The following is a 16,311-nucleotide window of genomic DNA, read 5'->3' on the forward strand; positions in this document are numbered from 1 at the left end:
CGCTATGTCGGGCACAAACCGCAAAGCTTCCCGGACAATTCGAGGGCAGATGTTCTACGTACCCAAGGACGGCCACGGGCTGCCGCACAACCCGTTCAACGCCATCGTCACCCCGCGCCCCATCGGCTGGATCTCGTCGCGCGGCAATGACGGCGTCAACAACCTTGCGCCCTATTCATTCTTCAACGGGGTCGCCTATGTGCCGCCGCAAGTCATGTTCGCCTCGACCGGGCGCAAGGACAGCCTGCACAATATTCGCGAGACGGCTGTGTTCTGCGTCAACGTCGTGGCCAATGCCATGCGCGACGCGATGAACGCGACCTCGAAGACGCTGCCGATTGACGTGGACGAGTTCGACCACGCCGGGGTGGAGCGCGAGGAATGCGCAACCATTGCCTGCGCGCGGGTGGCCGGTGCGCCGGCCGCGCTGGAGTGCCGCACGACCCACATCCACGAACTGAAGGGAGACGACAATTTCGTTGTTTTCGGGGAGGTTACGGGCGTTCATTTGCGTGACGACTGCATTGTCGAGGGCCGCTTCGACGTGACCCGCTTCAACCCCTTGGCACGGCTGGGTTATCGCGATTACACCACCGTTCGCGACGTCTTCACGCTGTCACGGCCCGACGACTGACCGGGTTTCGGATTCGAGTCGGTACGATGCGGGATGTCCACGAATGGGCCTGTTTTCATTTCACAAACCGGATCGGGCCGGTTGGCACGCCGCCCCGGGGCGCCCAAAACAGCAAGGCGATGGCCCTGACGACCATGACCCGTTCCCAAACGCGACCTGACGCCGTATCACTCGGGGCAAGACGGCGACGGCCAGCACGAAAGGGAACAGCATGACGGACACCATGATCGGCGTGATCGGCGGATCGGGCATCTATGACATGGAAGGGCTCGAAGATGCCGAATGGCGCGCGGTGGAGACGCCGTGGGGGCCGCCCTCGGACGAATTGCTGACGGGCCGGTTGGATGGCGTGCCCATGGCTTTCCTGCCGCGGCATGGCCGCGGGCATGTTCATTCCCCCTCGGACGTGCCCTACCGCGCCAACATCGACGCGCTCAAGCGGCTTGGGGTGACCGACGTGGTCAGCGTGTCGGCCTGCGGGTCGTTCCGCGAGGGGATGGCCCCCGGGGATTTCGTGGTCGTCGACCAGTTCATCGACCGTACCCGGCATCGCGCCGGCAGCTTCTTCGGCGCGGGCTGCGTTGGCCATGTCAGCATGGCCCACCCGGCCTGTTCGCGGCTCGGAGAGGCTTGCGCGGCGGCCGCCGCGGCGGGCGGCGTCACGGTGCACCGCGGCGGCACCTACCTCGCGATGGAAGGGCCGCAGTTCTCGACCCTCGCGGAGTCGAAGCTCTACCGCGAGCAATGGGGCTGCGACGTGATCGGCATGACGGCCATGCCCGAGGCCAAGCTCGCCCGCGAGGCCGAGCTTTGCTACGCCACCGTGGCCATGATCACCGACTACGACAGCTGGCACGCGCACCATGGCGAAGTGGACGTCACGCAGATCATCGCCACGCTGCTGGGCAACGCGGAAAAGGGCCGCGACACCGTGCGCGGCCTGCCCGCCCGGCTGGGCGCCGACCGTGCCCCCTGCGCGCAGGGGTGCGACCGCGCGCTCGACCACGCGATCCTGACGGCGCCGGAAAAACGTGACCCCGCGCTGGTGGCCAAGCTCGACGCGATCGCCGGCCGGGTGCTTTGAGCGGGTCGGGCGCCATCCTGCACCTCACGAGCGACCACGGTTGCGCGAGCGATGCGCGCCATGCTGGACAACGCTGGCGCGGCGATGCTGGTGTGACGGCATGGTCCACTGGCTGGAAAGACTGTCCGAGGAATCCTTCCGCACCCAACTTGGCCAGCGCGTCGAGGCACTGACCGACGAGGCGTTCAACGTGCTGCGCTGGACGGTTCTGGTGGGGTTCGCCCGCTATGTCGCGCAACAGGCGTCCTCGATTTGGTTCGAGGTGATCTACTGGGTGCTGGCCGGTCTGCTGTTCGGCTACCTCGCGTCGCGCTTCCTGCTGCGCCCGGAAGTGCCGATCTTTGCCCACCGCGATGCACGGTGGAAACGCATCACACAGACGCTGGTGAACTACGCGCTGTGCATGGCAGCCTTCATGGCGGTGATCTGGGCGCTGGACCGGCTGGTCGAGGCCATCGCACAGTATCGTTTCGGCGCGACACCGAACTGACGGGCATCGCCGCTCATTCGCGGCCGTGCCTGCGCACGAAGTCCCGGATGAAAGCACGGATCTCGCGCGCGGCCGAGGTGTCCATCTGCTTGCACAACGCGATGAAATCGTCGCGTTCAGACTTGTCGAGGCGCAGGATCAACTGGCTGTTCTTCTTGCCGGATTTCTTCTTGTCCGCCTTGTCGTCCTTCGTGCTCACGAGACTTCCCCGCCGGACCTTGAAAAGACCGCATATGCGATGTATATACGTTGCATATACCTTCTCTTGTCACAATAACGAAAAAGCACCGAAAAGGGAAAGCCGGAAATGACACTCTACACTGCACAACGATTCCTCATGCGCGACCGGATGGACTGGACCAAGCCGCACCTGCGCTGGATTCCCAACCGCTTCTACCGCTTTTTCTCACAGGCCAAGCACTGAGGAACGGGGCCACTCGGCCCCGCTCGATCCGCCCGGCCCTTGCACCGGGCGTGCGCATCGGCCAAACCGGGACAGCCCCGGATCAAGACAAGGATGGCCGATGCCCGACCCCCGGACCGTCAAGGATTATATCCGAACGATCGCCGATTTCCCGCGCGAAGGCGTGATGTTTCGCGATGTGACCACGCTTTTCAACGATGCGCGCGGCTTCCGCATGGCCGTCGACCAGATGGTGCACAGCTTCGCCGGCACGCGGATCGACAAGGTCGCCGGGCTCGAGGCGCGGGGCTTCATCCTCGGCGGGGCCGTGGCGCATCAGCTGAGCGTGGGCTTCGTGCCGATCCGCAAGAAGGGCAAGCTGCCCGGCCCGGTGATTTCCGAAGAGTACGAGCTGGAATACGGCGCGGCCATCGTCGAGGTGCACGATGACGCCCTGCAGCCGGGCGAAACGGTCCTTCTGGTCGATGACCTGCTCGCCACGGGCGGCACCGCCGTGGCCCGCATCAAGCTGATCGAACGGCTGGGCGGCGAGATTCCCGGCTGCGCCTTCATCGTCGACCTGCCCGATCTCGGCGGTCGCGCCCGGCTCGAGGCGATGGGCCTGCCCGTGCACAGCGTCTGCGATTTCGAGGGCGCGTAAACGCTTCGGCAACCCTTCCCGGGTTACCACAGGGGCGGCCGCATCGCGGTCCTGCTTGCAAGTGATCCCTCCAGATCGCGAAGGGCCCCCGCTCCTGCGTCCCGCGGGGGCGGGGCGTCCGCCGTACCGGACTTCAACGCAGGACAGCACCGGGGTTCATGATCCCCGCCGGATCGAGCGCGCGCTTGATCGCGCGCATCGCCGACAGCTTGGCCGGGTCGCCATAGCGTTCGAGGTCCTCCACCTTGAGTCGCCCGATCCCGTGCTCGGCACTGACCGAGCCGCCCATCTCGTCCACCAGGTCGTGCACGGCGCGCTTGATCGCCGCCCGCGCCTCCAGGTGGTCGTCGCGGCTCTGGCCGGGTTGCGGGAACACGTTGTAGTGCAGGTTGCCGTCGCCCAGGTGCCCGAAGCAGTTGACGCGGTAGTTGCCCAACCGCGCGACGGTTTCCGCGCCCTTCTCGATGAACCCGGGGACCGCGCCCAGCGGCAACGAGATGTCGTGCGAACTCACCGCCCCGATCCGCCGGTTGGCCTCCGGGATCTGTTCGCGCAGCTCCCAGAAATCGCGGCGCTGCGCCTCGCTTTGCGCGATCATCCCGTCGTGGACGAGCCCGGCCTCTGCAGCCTCGGCGAAAAGCGTCTCCAACGCGCCGGCCGGGTCCAGACCACGCGCCAGCCCGACATCGATCAGCACGAACCAGTCGGGCGGGGTCTCGAAGGGCTGGCGCAGCTCCGGCAGCGTCTCTGACAGGAAGTCCAGCGCTTGCCGGTGCATCAGTTCGAAGGCGCTGACGCCCTCGGCCATGTGGTCGCGCGCCAGCCCCAGCAGTTTGAGCGCGGCAGCGGGGCCGTCGACGACCATCAGCGCCGTTCCCTCGCCCGCCGGCCGCGGCGCGAGCCGCAGCGTCGCCGCCGTGATGAGCCCCAGCGTGCCCTCGGCGCCGATCAGCAGGTCGCGCAGGTCGTATCCCGCGTTGTCCTTGCGCAGCCGCTTGAGACCGTGCCAGACCTGCCCGTCGGGCAGCACCGCCTCGAGGCCGAGACACAGGTCGCGTGCGTTGCCATGGCGCAGCACGTTCACCCCGCCCGCGTTGGTTGCCAGCAGCCCGCCCAGCCGCGCGCTGCCCTTCGACGCGATCGACAAGGGGAACAGCCGGTCGCCCCCCTCGGCCGCGGCGTGGATGTCCGACAGGATCGCGCCCGCCTCGGCCACCATCAGGTTCTCGTCAGGGTAGAGCTTGCGAATGGCCGTCATCCGCTCGAGGCTGACCAGCAACGGCGCGGGCCCCTCGGGACAGACCTGCCCGCCCACAAGCCCGGTCCCGCCGCCATAGGGCACCACCGGCACGCGCGCCTCGGCGGCCGACCGCACGATCCGCGCGGCCTCGTCAACATCGCCGGGGGCGACAACGGCACCCGCGCGCCCCGTCCACCGGCCGCGCGGTTCCTCGAAATACCGCGGCTCCGGAGCCCGGAACGCGGCCGGCGGCAGCCGCGCCTTGAGTCGATCGACGAAGGCGGCGTCGGCGGGATTCAGATCCATGCACACCGGTCTAGCATGCTGCACCGCCCCGTCTAGGGGTCGCGCAGGTAACGCGGGCGCAGCACCACGATGGTGGGCCGCGACGGAAGCGACCGCAGGCTCACGTCCAGCCGGTGCGCGCCTTCGTCCACCACCGCGAAATCGTCGCGCATGCCGTCCACGAAGGCGCGCAAGGTGCGCCCGGTGAACCAGTGCATCGGGATCACGACCGAGGCGCGCAAACGCTTGAGAACCCGTATCATCGCCGGTAGCGGCATGGTGTAGCCGCCGTCGACCGGGGCCATCACCACGTCCACGCGCCCGATGGCCGCGTATTGCGCGCGGGTTGGCTCGTGGTGCAGGTGACCCAGGTGCGCGATGCAAAGCCCCGCCGCCTCGAAGATGAAGATCGAGTTGCCGTTCTCCTCGCGGCCCGCGCCGCGCCGGATGTCGGTGGGCACGTTACGGATCAGCATGCCGCCCAGGTCGAGGTGATGCGCCGCGCCGCCGGGCGCGTCGCTCCAGCCGCGCAGCACGTGGTCGATCGCCGGGTCGGGGTGGGCCGTCCAGTGGGTGGAATGGGCGTGGTTCATCGTCACCGCGTCGGGGATGAAATCGGCGTTCCCGACGAATCCGGTAAAATCGGTGACCGCCGACACGTCGTCCGAGGTCCGGATCAGGAACGAGGCATGCGCGATGTAGCGGATGCGCACCGTGTGCTCTGCCACCGGCTCCCGGTAGGATGCCCTGTGCAGGTAACGGACGCCCGGCACGCCCTCGGCCAGGGCGATGCAATGGCTGGGCCGGCGCTCCTGCGCGGTGGCGGGCACGGCAAGCAGGATGAAAATCAGGACAAGACGGATCATCGCGGCACCCTCCTCTTTCGGAAAGGGTATAGCGCGGGTGCGCCGCAAGTCATCCCCGGCGCCCTGCCTTCATCTTGCCCCGAAATACTCCGGGGGAGTCGCGCGCCAGCGCGACGGGGGCGGAGCCCCCTGGGCGGCCGTCAGGAAATCTCCTGCCAACCGGCCTCGACCCGGCCGCGGCGGTCGGCGCGCAACGCGGCGTAAAGCACATGCGTGCGCCAGCGCCCGTTGATCTGAAGATAGCTCTGGGCGACGCCCTCGTACTTGAAGCCGCTCTTCTCGAGCAACCCGCGCGAGGCCGTGTTCTCGGGCAAACAGGCTGCCTCGACGCGGCTGAGATCCAGCCGGGTGAAGGCGTAATGCACCACGGCCCGGATCGTCTCGCGCATGTAGCCCCGCCGGGCGTGAGGCGCCCCGATCCAGTAGCCCAGCGTGCCCGACTGCGCCGGTCCGCGGCGGATGTTGTCGAGCGTGATCGCGCCCAGCAGGACGTTGTCGTCCCGACGGATCAGGAACAGCGGCATGGCGGTGCCCTGCGTGATCGCCCGCTGCGCCCAGTAGACACGGTTCGTGAAGGCCTTGCGCGTCAGGTGATCGGGCGCCCAGGTGGGTTCCCAAGGGACGAGGAACTCGGCGCTCTGGCGACGCAGTGACGACCAGTCGCGGAAATCGCTCAGGGCGGGCAGGCGCAGGGTGAGCCGTTCGGTCTCGATCCGGAACTTCCGGCGCGGGAAGACCATCAGGCCGCACGCCTGTCCTGAAGCGCCTGGAGCGTGGGGGCGGCCTCCACCGGGCCGTAAAGCGCCATGGCCGAGGGCGCGCGGGTGGCGATCTCGGCCGCGAGGTCGCGCACCTGCGGCAGGGTCACGGCCTCGATGCACTCCACCACCTCCTCCAGCGGCGGCACGCGCCCCCAGATCTGAAGCATGCGCGCCATGCGCTCGGCCCGGTTCGACGGGCTTTCAAGGCCCATGAGCAAACCGGCCTTCATCTGGGCGCGGGCGCGTTCCACCTCCTCGCGGCTCAGGTCGTCGGCGGCGCGCTTCATCTCGTCGATCGTGATCCCGGCCAGTGCGTCCACCTGGTCCGCCGAGGTGCCGGCGTAGATTGTGGTCATGCCGGTATCGGAATACGCGCCGGCCTGCGCGAAGATCGTGTAGCACAGCCCGCGACGTTCGCGGACCTCCTGGAAGAGACGCGACGACATGCTGCCCCCCAGCGCCAGCGCATAGATCTGCGCGGCGTAGATCCGCGGGTCGGCGTAATCCGGGCTTTCGAAGGCCAGCGCCATGTGCGCCTGTTCGAGGGGCTTGACCCGCCGGCTTTCGCCGCCCTGGAACCGTGCGGTATCAAACGCCACTGGCGCCGCCGGCGTCATGTCCCCGAAGTGGCGTTCGGCCTCGGCCACCAGCGCATCGTGGTCCACCGCACCGGCGGCGGCCAGAACCATCTGCCCGGGGCGATAGTGGCTGTCGACGAACCCCATGAGGTCGTCGCGGCCAAAGGCACTGACCCGCTCCTCGGCGCCGAGGATCGTGCGGCCCAGCGGGTGGTCGGGATAGGCCTGCTCCTGCAGCCAGTCGAATATGATGTCATCGGGCGTGTCCAGCGCCTGCCCGATCTCCTGAAGGATGACGCCGCGCTCGACCTCGATCTCGCGCGGGTCGAAGACGGGCTCGCGCAGGATGTCGGCGACCACGTCCAGCGCCAATGGCACATCAGCCTTGAGGACCCGCGCGTAATACGCCGTGGCCTCGCGGCTGGTATAGGCGTTGATGTAGCCGCCCACGTCCTCGATTGCCTCGGCGATCTGCAGCGCGCTGCGCCGCCGCGTGCCCTTGAACGCCATGTGTTCCAGGAAATGCGCGATGCCGTTTTGCGGCGCCGTCTCGTTGCGCGCACCGGCCAGCACCCAGACACCCACGGCGGCCGACTCGAGGCCGGGCATGTGTTCGGTGACGATCCGGAATCCGTTGGGCAGCGTGGTCAGGTTGACGGTCAATGATGGGTCCGTTGCTTGATGAGTGTCTCGATGGCGGCAAGTTCGTTGGGCACCTGCGTCGCCCGCTCCGGCCGCTCATACAGGTCCGACAGGCGCGCGGGCAAGGCCGGATGGCGGCCCGAGGCCGCCTCGACCGCGTCGGGAAACTTCGCCGGGTGGGCGGTGGCCAGCGTGACCATCGGCGTGCCCGGCCGGCGGTGCGCGTCGGCCACGGCCACGCCCACCGCGCTGTGCGGACAAAGAAGCTCGCCACTTTCGCCCAGCACGCGGCGGATGGTGGCACGCGTTTCATCCTCGTCGCAGCGGCCGCTGTCATAGGTTTCGCGCAGCGACTCCAGCGCGCCCTGGCTGAGGGAAAAGCCGCCCTCCTGCAACTCCTCCATCAAACGGGCAATCGCCGTGCCGTCCTGCCCGTAGGCGTAGTAGAGCGCGCGCTCGAAATTGGAACTGACCTGGATGTCCATCGACGGGCTGATCGAGGGCGCCACGCCCTCGGGCCGGTACTCTCCCGCGCCAAGGCAGCGATGCAGGATATCATTCTGGTTCGTGGCCACCACCAGCCGCTCGATCGGCAGGCCCATGCGCCGCGCGATGTAGCCGGCGAAGATATCGCCGAAATTTCCGGTGGGCACCGTGAAGCTGACCGGGCGATGCGGCGCGCCCAGGCTGACGGCGGCGGTGAAGTAATAGACCACCTGCGCGAGCACGCGGGCCCAGTTGATCGAGTTCACGGCGGCGAGGTTCACGGCATCGCGGAAATCGAAATCGTTGAACATGTCCTTCACGCGCGCCTGGGCATCGTCGAAATGCCCGTCGATGGCCAGCGCGTGCACGTTGTCCTCGACCGGGGTGGTCATCTGGCGGCGCTGCACCTCGCTGATGCGCCCGTCGGGGAAAAGGATGAAGACATCGACCGAATCGAGCCCCCGGAATGCCTCGATCGCGGCCGATCCGGTGTCGCCCGAGGTCGCTCCGACGATCGTCACCCGGCGGCCCGAGCGTTTAAGCGACGCTTCGAACAGCTGGCCGATCAGCTGCATCGCGAAGTCCTTGAACGCCAGCGTGGGGCCGTGGAAGAGTTCCAGCAGGAAATGCCCCGGCGCCAGCTGCTTGAGCGGCGCGCGCGCCACATGGCCGAAGCCCGCGTAGGCGCGGGCGATGATCGCCTCGAACTCCGAATCGGTGAACGCATCGTCCACGAAGGGACGCATCACGCGAAACGCTGCGTCCTCGTACGCGAGTCCCTCTAGGCCGGCGATCTGCGCGTGCGTCATCTGCGGAATGGCCTGCGGCAGATAAAGGCCACCGTCCCGGGCCAGCCCGGTCAGCATCGCGTCCTCGAAGGTCAGCTCGGGGGCCTGCCCCCGCGTCGAGATATATTTCACGGCGTCGTCCCCTTGTCTGTCCGGCGCCCGCGCCAGAGGAAATACCCGGTCATGACCACCCAGATCGCCGCGAGCCCGAACCAGGTGATGGCATAGCCCAAATGATCGTTCGGAATGTGCGAGGTGTCGACCGGCAGCGGCGTCACGGGACCGTCGGAATACGACGTCTCGCGCGCGACGACCAGCACGGGCTCGGTCCCGAGCTCCGCCGCCATGGCCCCCAGGTCGCGCGCGAACCACGTGTTGCCCGCCACATCGTTTTCCGGCGTCGATGCATTCCGGTCATCGGGCCAGCGCAAGTTGCCGATGATGGCGACCCGCCCGTCGGGCGGGGCGGGGATATCCTTCGATACCCTGATGAACCCCCGGTCGAGAAGGATGCGACGGCCATCGATCTCGAACGGCGACACGAGCCTGTATCCCGCACCGGCGGACTTGCGACTGACAAGGACCCGCAGGGCGCGGTTTTCCATCGTGCCGGTCACCTCCACGGGAAGGAAAGCGTGGCGTTCCGGGTCCGGCTCGGCGGGCAGCGCGACGGGCGTTGCCGCGATCCGGGCCTCGATGTCGGCGAGCAGCCCCTCCTTCCAGGCCAGGCGCTGAACCTGCCATACACCCAGCGCGACCAGCACCGCGGTGCCGAGGATGCCGAACAGCAGGGGGATGATGACACGCCGCAATGCAGGCTCCTTTCAAAAGGAAAAGCGCGCGAACCCGCGCGCTTTGCTTTATCCGTATCGCCCGGCCGTTTTCAAGCGCGCCCGGCGACGAGCGCGCTTCACACACGGTCAGCCGCCCCAGATGTAGACGGCGGCGAACAGGAACAGCCAGACCACGTCGACGAAATGCCAGTACCACGCGGCCGCCTCGAATCCGATGTGGTTCGCGGGCGTGAAATGCCCGCGCATGACCCGGATCAGGCAGACGAAAAGGAAGATCGTCCCGATGATGACGTGCGCCCCGTGGAACCCCGTGGCCATGAAGAAGTTGGCACCGTAGATGTTGCCGGCGAAGCCGAAGGCGGCGTGGCTGTATTCATACGCCTGCAGGATGGTGAACAGCACACCCAGGACAACGGCGATCGTCAGCCCCCATTTCACGTCTTCGCGGTTGTCCTCGTGCACCAGCGCGTGGTGCGCCCAGGTGGCTGCCGCGCCCGAACACAGCAGGATCAGCGTGTTGATCAGCGGAAGGTGCCAGGGGTCGAAGGTCTCGATCCCGGCCGGCGGCCACTGACCGTCGGCATAGCCCGGCGCGTCGCCGCCCAGCGGGTACATGGCGTGCTTGAAGAAGCTCCAGAACCACGCGGCGAAGAACATCACCTCGGACATGATGAACAGGATGAAGCCGTAGCGCAGGCCGATGCGCACCACCGGCGTGTGATCGCCGGCCTGGTTCTCGCTCACCGTGTCGGACCACCAGCCGAACATGACGTAGAGCACGCCGACGAAGCCGATCAGGAACATCCACGGCCCTTCGTTGTGCATCAACAGGACGGCCCCGAACAGCATGATGAACGCCGCCAGAGCGCCCAGGAAGGGCCAGAGCGAAGGGTTCAGGATGTGGTAGTCGTGGTTTTTCTCGTGCGCCATGTTGCGTCCCTCATTGGAAGGCTTGTTATCTTTTTCGGTGTCAGTTCACGCCGGTTTCCGGCTCGCCGGAGTCCAGGGCGGCCTGCTGTTCCTCGGGCAGGTCGATCTCGTGAAACGTGTAGGACAGCGTGATGCGATGGATGTACTGGCCCTCGCGGTCGTCCACGATGTCCGGGTCGACGTAGAACGTCACCGGCATTTCCACGCGTTCGCCGGGCTGCAGCACCTGCTCGGTGAAGCAGAAGCAGTCGATCTTCGTGAAGAATCCGCCGGCCTGGTAGGGCGTGACGTTGTAGTTCGCCCGTCCCGCCACGGGCCGGTCGGTGGGGTTGTAGGCTTCGTAGAAGGCCAGACCCGTCTCGCCGATCTTGATGTCCATCTCGCGCTCGACCGGCTTGAATTCCCACGGCATGTCACGCGCCTTGGACGCGTCGAACCGCACCGTGATGGTCTCGTCCAGAACCGTCTCGGCCCCGGCCCCGGCGGTGCCGGTGGTGCCGCCGAACCCTGTGACCCGGCAGAACCAGTCGTAGAAGGGGACCGACGCCCACGCCAGCCCGCCCATGAGCAGGACGACGCCGGCCAGTTTCGTCACCGTCCTGGTGTTGCCATCCATCGCCATCAGTTCTCCGCTCCACTTTGCGTCTGCATCGAAAAGCCGTCGTCGCCAACCTTCGCCACCGTCAACCCGAAGACAAGCGCGACAAACCCCGCCAGCACCAGGCCGAGGCCCAGGTTCCGGCCGAACCGGCGCTTGTGCAACTCGTGCTGCCGCCCGAGGCCCATTCTACCAGCCCCCCAGGCCAAGTCCGAGCGGTGCGAGCGCCTGCTGCACAAGGATCGCACCGAAATGCGCGAAGAGATAGGTCAGCGAAAGGCCGAACATCTTCTTTTCACCGCGGTAGCCATCGGCCGCCGCGGTTGCTTCGTCGCGCCGCCACACGGCAACGGCCTGCCGCAGGAACAGCACGTTGAGCACGATCGCCGTGGCGAGGTAGACTGGGCCGCCAAGCGACGTGAACGCGGCACCGACGGCAACCGGTGCGAGAAGAATGGTATAGACAAGAATATGGGCCCGCGTCGCCCGCCGCCCGTGGGTCACGGTCAGCATGGGCACGCCCGCGCTTTCGTAATCGCCCTTCATGAACAGCGCGAGCGCCCAGAAATGCGGCGGCGTCCACATGAAGATCAAAGCGAACATGAGCAGCGACTCCGGCGCCACGCCGCCCGTGGCGACGGCCCAACCGATCATCGGCGGGAATGCCCCTGCCGCGCCACCGATCACGATGTTCTGCGGCGTCGAGCGCTTCAGGAACATCGAGTAGATCACGACGTAGAAGAATATGGTGAACGCCAGCAGCCCTGCGGCCACGAAATTGCTGGCCAGCGCCAGCATCACCACCGCCATCACCGACAGCGTCATGCCGAAGCCGAACGCCTCGCCCGGGGTGACGCGGCCCGACGGGACGGGACGGCCCCGCGTGCGCTTCATCACGCGATCGATGTCCGCATCCCACCACATGTTCAACGCGCCCGAGGCCCCCGCGCCGAGCGCGATGAAAAGGATCGCCGCCAACCCCACGACGGGGTGAACGCTGCCCGGCGCGGCCAGCAGCCCCACGAACGCCGTGAAGACCACCAGCGACATCACGCGGGGTTTGAGCAGCGCGAAATAGTCGCTGAAGCCCGCGTCGCCGGGCGTCACCGCTGCGCTGGTGCTGTCGAAGCTCGCGTCGCTCATGTCATTTCCCAAGCACGGCGGGTGTCCCCCGCCTTACGGCGTTGTCGCGGGCCGGGTTCCAAGGCCCGGCACCGCGGTCTTACTCGGCCGAGGCGACCTCGACGTCACGCGGCGTGCCCGCGTACTCCTCGATCGCGCCGTCAAGCCATTTTTCGTATTCGTCCTGGCTGACGACCTTCACGGTGATCGGCATGTAGGCGTGATCCTTGCCACACAGTTCCGAGCACTGGCCGAAGTAGACGCCCTCCTTTTCAGGCGTGAACCAAAGTTCCGCCAGTCGCCCCGGCACCGCATCCTGTTTCACGCCGAAGGCCGGGATCGTCCAGCTGTGAATGACGTCGGCCCCTGTCACCGTCATCACGACGGTCTTGCCCTTCGGCACCACGACAGCGGTGTTGGTGGCCAGAAGGTATTCGTCCTGGCTGTAACCGTATTCCTCCAGTTCGTCGCGCGACAGCATGAAGCTCTGGAAGTCGAAATCGTGGTCGGTGTACTCGTAACCCCAGTACCACTGATAGCCGGTCACCTTGATATTGATGTCGCCCTCGGGGATTTCCTGCTGCTTGAACAGCACCGGCAGCGAGAACGCCCCGATGAATACCAGGATGACGATCGGTATCACGGTCCACGCGATCTCGAGCGGCGAATTGTGCGTGAACCGGGCCGGCGTGGCATTGGCACGGCGGTTGTAGCGCAGGATCACGATGGCCAGCAGCAGCAGGACGAAAAGAGTGATGGCGGTGATGATCACCAGGATCATGCCGTCGAGCCACTGCAGGTCACGGGCCAGTTCGGTCGCCGCCGGCTGGAAGCCCATGCCGCCCTGCTCCGGCTTGCCGATGCTCTCAAGACCCTCCTGCGCCTGCGCGGGAAGGGCGGAAAAGGCGGCCATGGCGGCCAGCAGGCTGGAAAGTAGTCGCATTGTGTACCCTGATCGGTTGTAACGTTGCTTGGTCTTGTTGCGGCGCCAACCCGCGTGCGGGGCGGTAGGTCCGTTGTCTTTGAACCGCTAGAAACCATATTCTGGTCATCCAGACAAGAAAGAGGGTTGCGGCAAACGGACGCTTTTTTTGATCTAGATCAAATTCGGCCGCCGCGCAAAGAAGGAAAGGACCCACATGTCAGACGAGGTTTTCCGCCCCTTCGAGACGGCGCTGGACCGTGACGGCGCGCTGGCGAAGCTGCGCGAGGCCACGGCCGGTGCCGACGATGGCGAACTCTTCCTCGAGCGCCGGCGGGCGGAAGCGCTGGTGTTCGAGGATGGCCGCGTCAAGACGGCCTCCTACGATGCCGCCGAAGGGTTCGGTCTGCGCGCCGTGCGCGGCGAGGTCGCGGGATACGCGCATTCCTCCGACATCTCCGAGCCCGCGCTGGCACGCGCCGTGGATACCGCTCGCCTGGCCGTGGGCGAGGGTGGCGGCCACATGGCAGATGCCCCTGCCCCGACGAACCGGCGCCTTTACACCGATGCCGACCCGATCGCCGGGGCGACGTTCCCCGTCAAGATCGACACCCTGCGCGAGATCGACGCCTTCGCCCGCGACCTCGACGCGCGCGTGGTCCAGGTTTCGGCGACCATCGCCGCCAGTTGCCAGGAGGTCGAGATCCTGCGCGCCGACGGCACCCACCTGCGGGACGTGCGCCCGATGACCCGTCTGAACGTCTCGGTCACCGTGGAACAGGACGGCCGGCGCGAATCCGGAACCGCGGGCGGGGGCGGGCGCCTCGGTCTCGACGGGCTGCTGGATCCGGCCGACTGGCAGGCCAGGACGCGCGAGGCGCTGCGCATCGCGCAGGTCAACCTGCGCGCAGAGCCCGCGCCGGCCGGGGTGATGGACGTCGTCCTTGGCCCGGGGTGGCCCGGTATCCTGCTGCACGAGGCCGTGGGCCACGGGCTCGAGGGCGATTTCAACCGCAAGGGCACCTCGGCCTTCGCCGGGCTGATGGGACAGCGGATCGCCGCGCCGGGCGTGACGGTTGTCGATGACGGCACGATGCCCGACAGGCGCGGCTCCATCACCATCGACGACGAGGGCACGCCGAGCCGCCGCAACACGCTGATCGAGGACGGCGTCCTGACAGGTTTCATGCAGGACCGGCAGAACGCCCGCCTGATGGGGGTCGAGGCCACCGGCAACGGACGGCGCGAAAACTACGCCCACGTGCCGATGCCGCGGATGACCAACACGCTCATGCTGGGCGGCGACAGCGACCCGGCGGACATACTGGCCGATCTGGATGACGGGATCTACGCCGTGGGCTTCGGCGGCGGCCAGGTGGACATCACCAACGGCAAGTTCGTCTTCTCCTGCACCGAGGCTTACCGGGTCCGGAACGGCAAGGTCGGCGCGCCGGTCAAGGGCGCCACGCTGATCGGCGACGGTGCGACCGCCCTGCAGAAGATCCGCGCGCTGGGCAACGACATGGCGCTGGATCCCGGCATGGGCAACTGCGGCAAGGCGGGCCAGTGGGTGCCGGTGGGCGTGGGCCAGCCCACCGTCATGATCGGCGGGCTCACGGTGGGTGGCGCGGCGGCCTGACGCGGCGGGAAATGCCGTCCGTTCCCGGGGCATCGTGACGAATTTCGCGCGTGGTCTGGCTCGGTTTACCCGCGATTAACCAGCCGCGCGTACCAATGATTCCGCAAGCAGCGGAGTCACGATGCCCGGGGATACCCATCCTTCCACTCACCCCCCACTCCCACCCACCACGGAAGATGACCGGGTGTCGTGGCTTCGGCTGCTGCGATCCTACCGCGTCGGAAACTCCACATTCTACCGTCTGATGGCCGAACACGGCAGCGCGCAGGCCGCCCTGGCGGCGCTGCCCGGCGTCGCCCGCGCCGCGGGCGTTGAGAATTACACCCCCTGCCCAGAGGCATCCGCGCGCGCCGAACTCGACAAGGGGCGCGCTGCCGGCGCGCAGCTGCTGTGCGTCGGCGAAACGGGGTTTCCCCCGCAGCTTCTGGACATCCCCGACCCGCCGCCGTTGCTCTGGGCGCGCGGCGACCTTTCCCTGCTGCGCCGCCCGGCGGTGGCGCTCGTCGGCGCACGCAACGCCTCCTCGCTGGGCACGCGGATGGCGCGGGCCCTGGCCGCCGATCTGGGTGCACGCGGTCTTGCTGTCGTCTCCGGCCTGGCACGCGGCGTCGACGCGGCCGCGCATGCCGCGACCCTGGACACCGGGCCCCTGGCGGTCATGGCCGGAGGCATCGACGTCATCTACCCGGCCGAGAACACGCGGCTCGCGGAGTCGATCTTCGCGTCGGGGCTGGCATTGTCCGAGCAGCCGGTGGGCATGGCACCGCGGGCACGCCATTTCCCCGCGCGCAACCGGCTGATCAGCGGGCTGTCACGAGCCGTGGTCGTGGTCGAGGCCGCCGCGAAGTCCGGCAGCCTCATCACCGCGCGCACAGCCCTCGACCAGGGGCGCGAGGTCTTCGCCGTACCCGGCCACCCCTTCGACGCCCGCGCGGCGGGCTGCAACATGCTCATCCGTGACGGTGCCACCCTCGTGCGCAATGCCGAGGATGTGGCCGCAGCCCTGCCCCCGGTCGCCGAGCCGTCGGAGACGGCACCGGAACTCGCCCTGCCCGAACCGGCGCAGGCCCCCGCCGCCGCGCCCGCGGTGACCTCCGCGCCGGCCTCGCCGAAGGGCAACCGCGGCCTGCGCGAAACGGCGGCGCTGCACACCGAGATCCTCGACCGGCTCGGCCCCAGCCCGCTGGCCGAGGACCAGCTGATCCGTGACCTGGGACGACCGGCGCAAAGCGTTTCCCCGGTGCTCGTGGACCTTGAACTCGACGGCCGGATCGAACGCCGGCCCGGCGGCCTCCTGTCGCGCACCGGCTGACCGAGCCCCGGGCACTTGTGGCCGCACTGGCGGCGACACCCCATGCGACGTGCATTGACAATCCGCCACGCAGGCC

At 67.6% G+C, this 16,311-nt stretch carries 18 protein-coding genes; 6 read left to right on the forward strand and 12 right to left on the reverse strand.

Annotation, left to right across the window (positions count from 1 at the left end; genetic code table 11):
• Window positions 1-49 precede the first annotated feature (49 nt).
• The 3 genes from CEF10_RS07000 (at window position 50) to CEF10_RS07010 (ending at window position 2,208) form a co-directional block, all read left to right on the forward strand.
• Window positions 50-634 carry a flavin reductase family protein gene (locus tag CEF10_RS07000; RefSeq protein ID WP_101067412.1) on the forward strand — a complete coding sequence of 195 codons (585 nt, stop codon included), beginning with the start codon at window positions 50-52 and terminating at the stop codon, window positions 632-634.
• A gap of 211 nt (window positions 635-845) precedes the next feature.
• A complete protein-coding gene (locus tag CEF10_RS07005) occupies window positions 846-1,718 on the forward strand; it encodes an S-methyl-5'-thioadenosine phosphorylase (RefSeq protein WP_101067413.1) in 873 nt (290 codons plus the stop codon).
• A 100-nt stretch (window positions 1,719-1,818) separates the two neighbouring features.
• Window positions 1,819-2,208: a hypothetical protein gene (locus tag CEF10_RS07010; protein ID WP_101067414.1), complete on the forward strand. Its 390-nt coding sequence runs from the start codon at window positions 1,819-1,821 to the stop codon at window positions 2,206-2,208.
• Between the two features lie 13 nt (window positions 2,209-2,221).
• On the opposite strand, the gene CEF10_RS07015 is transcribed toward CEF10_RS07010, so the two are convergent.
• Window positions 2,222-2,407, reverse strand: a complete 186-nt coding sequence (locus CEF10_RS07015) for a hypothetical protein (RefSeq protein WP_101067415.1) — start codon at window positions 2,405-2,407, stop codon at window positions 2,222-2,224.
• Window positions 2,408-2,732: 325 nt separating this feature from the next.
• Here CEF10_RS07015 and CEF10_RS07020 point away from each other — a divergent pair, with 325 nt between their 5' ends.
• A complete protein-coding gene (locus tag CEF10_RS07020) occupies window positions 2,733-3,272 on the forward strand; it encodes an adenine phosphoribosyltransferase (RefSeq protein WP_101067416.1) in 540 nt (179 codons plus the stop codon).
• A 133-nt stretch (window positions 3,273-3,405) separates the two neighbouring features.
• Here CEF10_RS07020 and CEF10_RS07025 read toward each other — a convergent pair whose 3' ends face one another.
• The 11 genes from CEF10_RS07025 to coxB all read right to left on the reverse strand — a co-directional run bounded on the left by CEF10_RS07025 (window position 3,406) and on the right by coxB (window position 13,305).
• Complete coding sequence (locus tag CEF10_RS07025; protein ID WP_101067417.1) at window positions 3,406-4,818, reverse strand: FAD-binding oxidoreductase; 1,413 nt, start codon at window positions 4,816-4,818, stop codon at window positions 3,406-3,408.
• Window positions 4,819-4,850: 32 nt separating this feature from the next.
• Window positions 4,851-5,663 (reverse strand): MBL fold metallo-hydrolase, encoded by an 813-nt coding sequence (locus CEF10_RS07030; RefSeq protein WP_101067418.1) that lies wholly within the window; start codon window positions 5,661-5,663, stop codon window positions 4,851-4,853.
• Between the two features lie 140 nt (window positions 5,664-5,803).
• Entirely contained in the window at window positions 5,804-6,403 is a 600-nt protein-coding gene (locus CEF10_RS07035) for a GNAT family N-acetyltransferase (protein ID WP_101067419.1), read from the reverse strand.
• Window positions 6,403-7,665: a M16 family metallopeptidase gene (locus tag CEF10_RS07040; RefSeq protein WP_101067420.1), complete on the reverse strand. Its 1,263-nt coding sequence runs from the start codon at window positions 7,663-7,665 to the stop codon at window positions 6,403-6,405. Before CEF10_RS07040 ends, CEF10_RS07035 begins: the two co-directional genes overlap by 1 nt.
• Entirely contained in the window at window positions 7,662-9,050 is a 1,389-nt protein-coding gene (gene thrC, locus CEF10_RS07045) for a threonine synthase (protein ID WP_101067421.1), read from the reverse strand. The genes CEF10_RS07040 and thrC overlap by 4 nt, the downstream gene beginning before the upstream one ends.
• Window positions 9,047-9,730 (reverse strand): SURF1 family protein, encoded by a 684-nt coding sequence (locus tag CEF10_RS07050; RefSeq protein WP_101067422.1) that lies wholly within the window; start codon window positions 9,728-9,730, stop codon window positions 9,047-9,049. Before CEF10_RS07050 ends, thrC begins: the two co-directional genes overlap by 4 nt.
• A gap of 108 nt (window positions 9,731-9,838) precedes the next feature.
• The gene (locus tag CEF10_RS07055; RefSeq protein ID WP_101067423.1) at window positions 9,839-10,642 is read right to left on the reverse strand and encodes a cytochrome c oxidase subunit 3; all 804 of its coding nucleotides are present in this window, start codon (window positions 10,640-10,642) and stop codon (window positions 9,839-9,841) included.
• A 40-nt stretch (window positions 10,643-10,682) separates the two neighbouring features.
• Window positions 10,683-11,264, reverse strand: a complete 582-nt coding sequence (locus CEF10_RS07060) for a cytochrome c oxidase assembly protein (RefSeq protein ID WP_101067424.1) — start codon at window positions 11,262-11,264, stop codon at window positions 10,683-10,685.
• Window positions 11,264-11,428 carry a hypothetical protein gene (locus CEF10_RS17070; RefSeq protein ID WP_198586160.1) on the reverse strand — a complete coding sequence of 55 codons (165 nt, stop codon included), beginning with the start codon at window positions 11,426-11,428 and terminating at the stop codon, window positions 11,264-11,266. The genes CEF10_RS07060 and CEF10_RS17070 overlap by 1 nt, the downstream gene beginning before the upstream one ends.
• A gap of 1 nt (window position 11,429) precedes the next feature.
• Entirely contained in the window at window positions 11,430-12,383 is a 954-nt protein-coding gene (gene cyoE / locus CEF10_RS07065; RefSeq protein ID WP_101067425.1) for a heme o synthase, read from the reverse strand.
• A gap of 79 nt (window positions 12,384-12,462) precedes the next feature.
• On the reverse strand, window positions 12,463-13,305 hold the full coding sequence (gene coxB / locus CEF10_RS07070; protein ID WP_101067426.1) for a cytochrome c oxidase subunit II: 843 nt from the start codon (window positions 13,303-13,305) through the stop codon (window positions 12,463-12,465).
• A 196-nt stretch (window positions 13,306-13,501) separates the two neighbouring features.
• Here coxB and tldD point away from each other — a divergent pair, with 196 nt between their 5' ends.
• Both tldD and dprA read left to right on the forward strand, forming a co-directional pair.
• Window positions 13,502-14,923, forward strand: a complete 1,422-nt coding sequence (tldD, locus tag CEF10_RS07075) for a metalloprotease TldD (RefSeq protein ID WP_101067427.1) — start codon at window positions 13,502-13,504, stop codon at window positions 14,921-14,923.
• A 121-nt stretch (window positions 14,924-15,044) separates the two neighbouring features.
• Entirely contained in the window at window positions 15,045-16,235 is a 1,191-nt protein-coding gene (gene dprA, locus CEF10_RS07080; RefSeq protein WP_101067428.1) for a DNA-processing protein DprA, read from the forward strand.
• The last annotated feature ends 76 nt before the right edge of the window (window positions 16,236-16,311 follow it).

Origin of the sequence: Roseovarius salinarum, from assembly GCF_002834145.1 — a bacterium.
Taxonomy (GTDB): domain Bacteria; phylum Pseudomonadota; class Alphaproteobacteria; order Rhodobacterales; family Rhodobacteraceae; genus Roseovarius; species Roseovarius salinarum.

Coding starts and splice junctions, on each gene's coding strand:
- CEF10_RS07000 (WP_101067412.1), top strand. CDS start 50: ATGTTCTACGTACCCAAGGACGGCCACGGGCTGCCGCACAACCCGTTC.
- CEF10_RS07005 (WP_101067413.1), top strand. CDS start 846: ATGACGGACACCATGATCGGCGTGATCGGCGGATCGGGCATCTATGAC.
- CEF10_RS07010 (WP_101067414.1), top strand. CDS start 1,819: ATGGTCCACTGGCTGGAAAGACTGTCCGAGGAATCCTTCCGCACCCAA.
- CEF10_RS07020 (WP_101067416.1), top strand. CDS start 2,733: ATGCCCGACCCCCGGACCGTCAAGGATTATATCCGAACGATCGCCGAT.
- CEF10_RS07025 (WP_101067417.1), bottom strand. CDS start 4,818: ATGGATCTGAATCCCGCCGACGCCGCCTTCGTCGATCGACTCAAGGCG.
- CEF10_RS07030 (WP_101067418.1), bottom strand. CDS start 5,663: ATGATCCGTCTTGTCCTGATTTTCATCCTGCTTGCCGTGCCCGCCACC.
- CEF10_RS07035 (WP_101067419.1), bottom strand. CDS start 6,403: ATGGTCTTCCCGCGCCGGAAGTTCCGGATCGAGACCGAACGGCTCACC.
- CEF10_RS07055 (WP_101067423.1), bottom strand. CDS start 10,642: ATGGCGCACGAGAAAAACCACGACTACCACATCCTGAACCCTTCGCTC.
- CEF10_RS07060 (WP_101067424.1), bottom strand. CDS start 11,264: ATGGCGATGGATGGCAACACCAGGACGGTGACGAAACTGGCCGGCGTC.
- CEF10_RS17070 (WP_198586160.1), bottom strand. CDS start 11,428: ATGGGCCTCGGGCGGCAGCACGAGTTGCACAAGCGCCGGTTCGGCCGG.
- cyoE (WP_101067425.1), bottom strand. CDS start 12,383: ATGAGCGACGCGAGCTTCGACAGCACCAGCGCAGCGGTGACGCCCGGC.
- coxB (WP_101067426.1), bottom strand. CDS start 13,305: ATGCGACTACTTTCCAGCCTGCTGGCCGCCATGGCCGCCTTTTCCGCC.
- tldD (WP_101067427.1), top strand. CDS start 13,502: ATGTCAGACGAGGTTTTCCGCCCCTTCGAGACGGCGCTGGACCGTGAC.
- dprA (WP_101067428.1), top strand. CDS start 15,045: ATGCCCGGGGATACCCATCCTTCCACTCACCCCCCACTCCCACCCACC.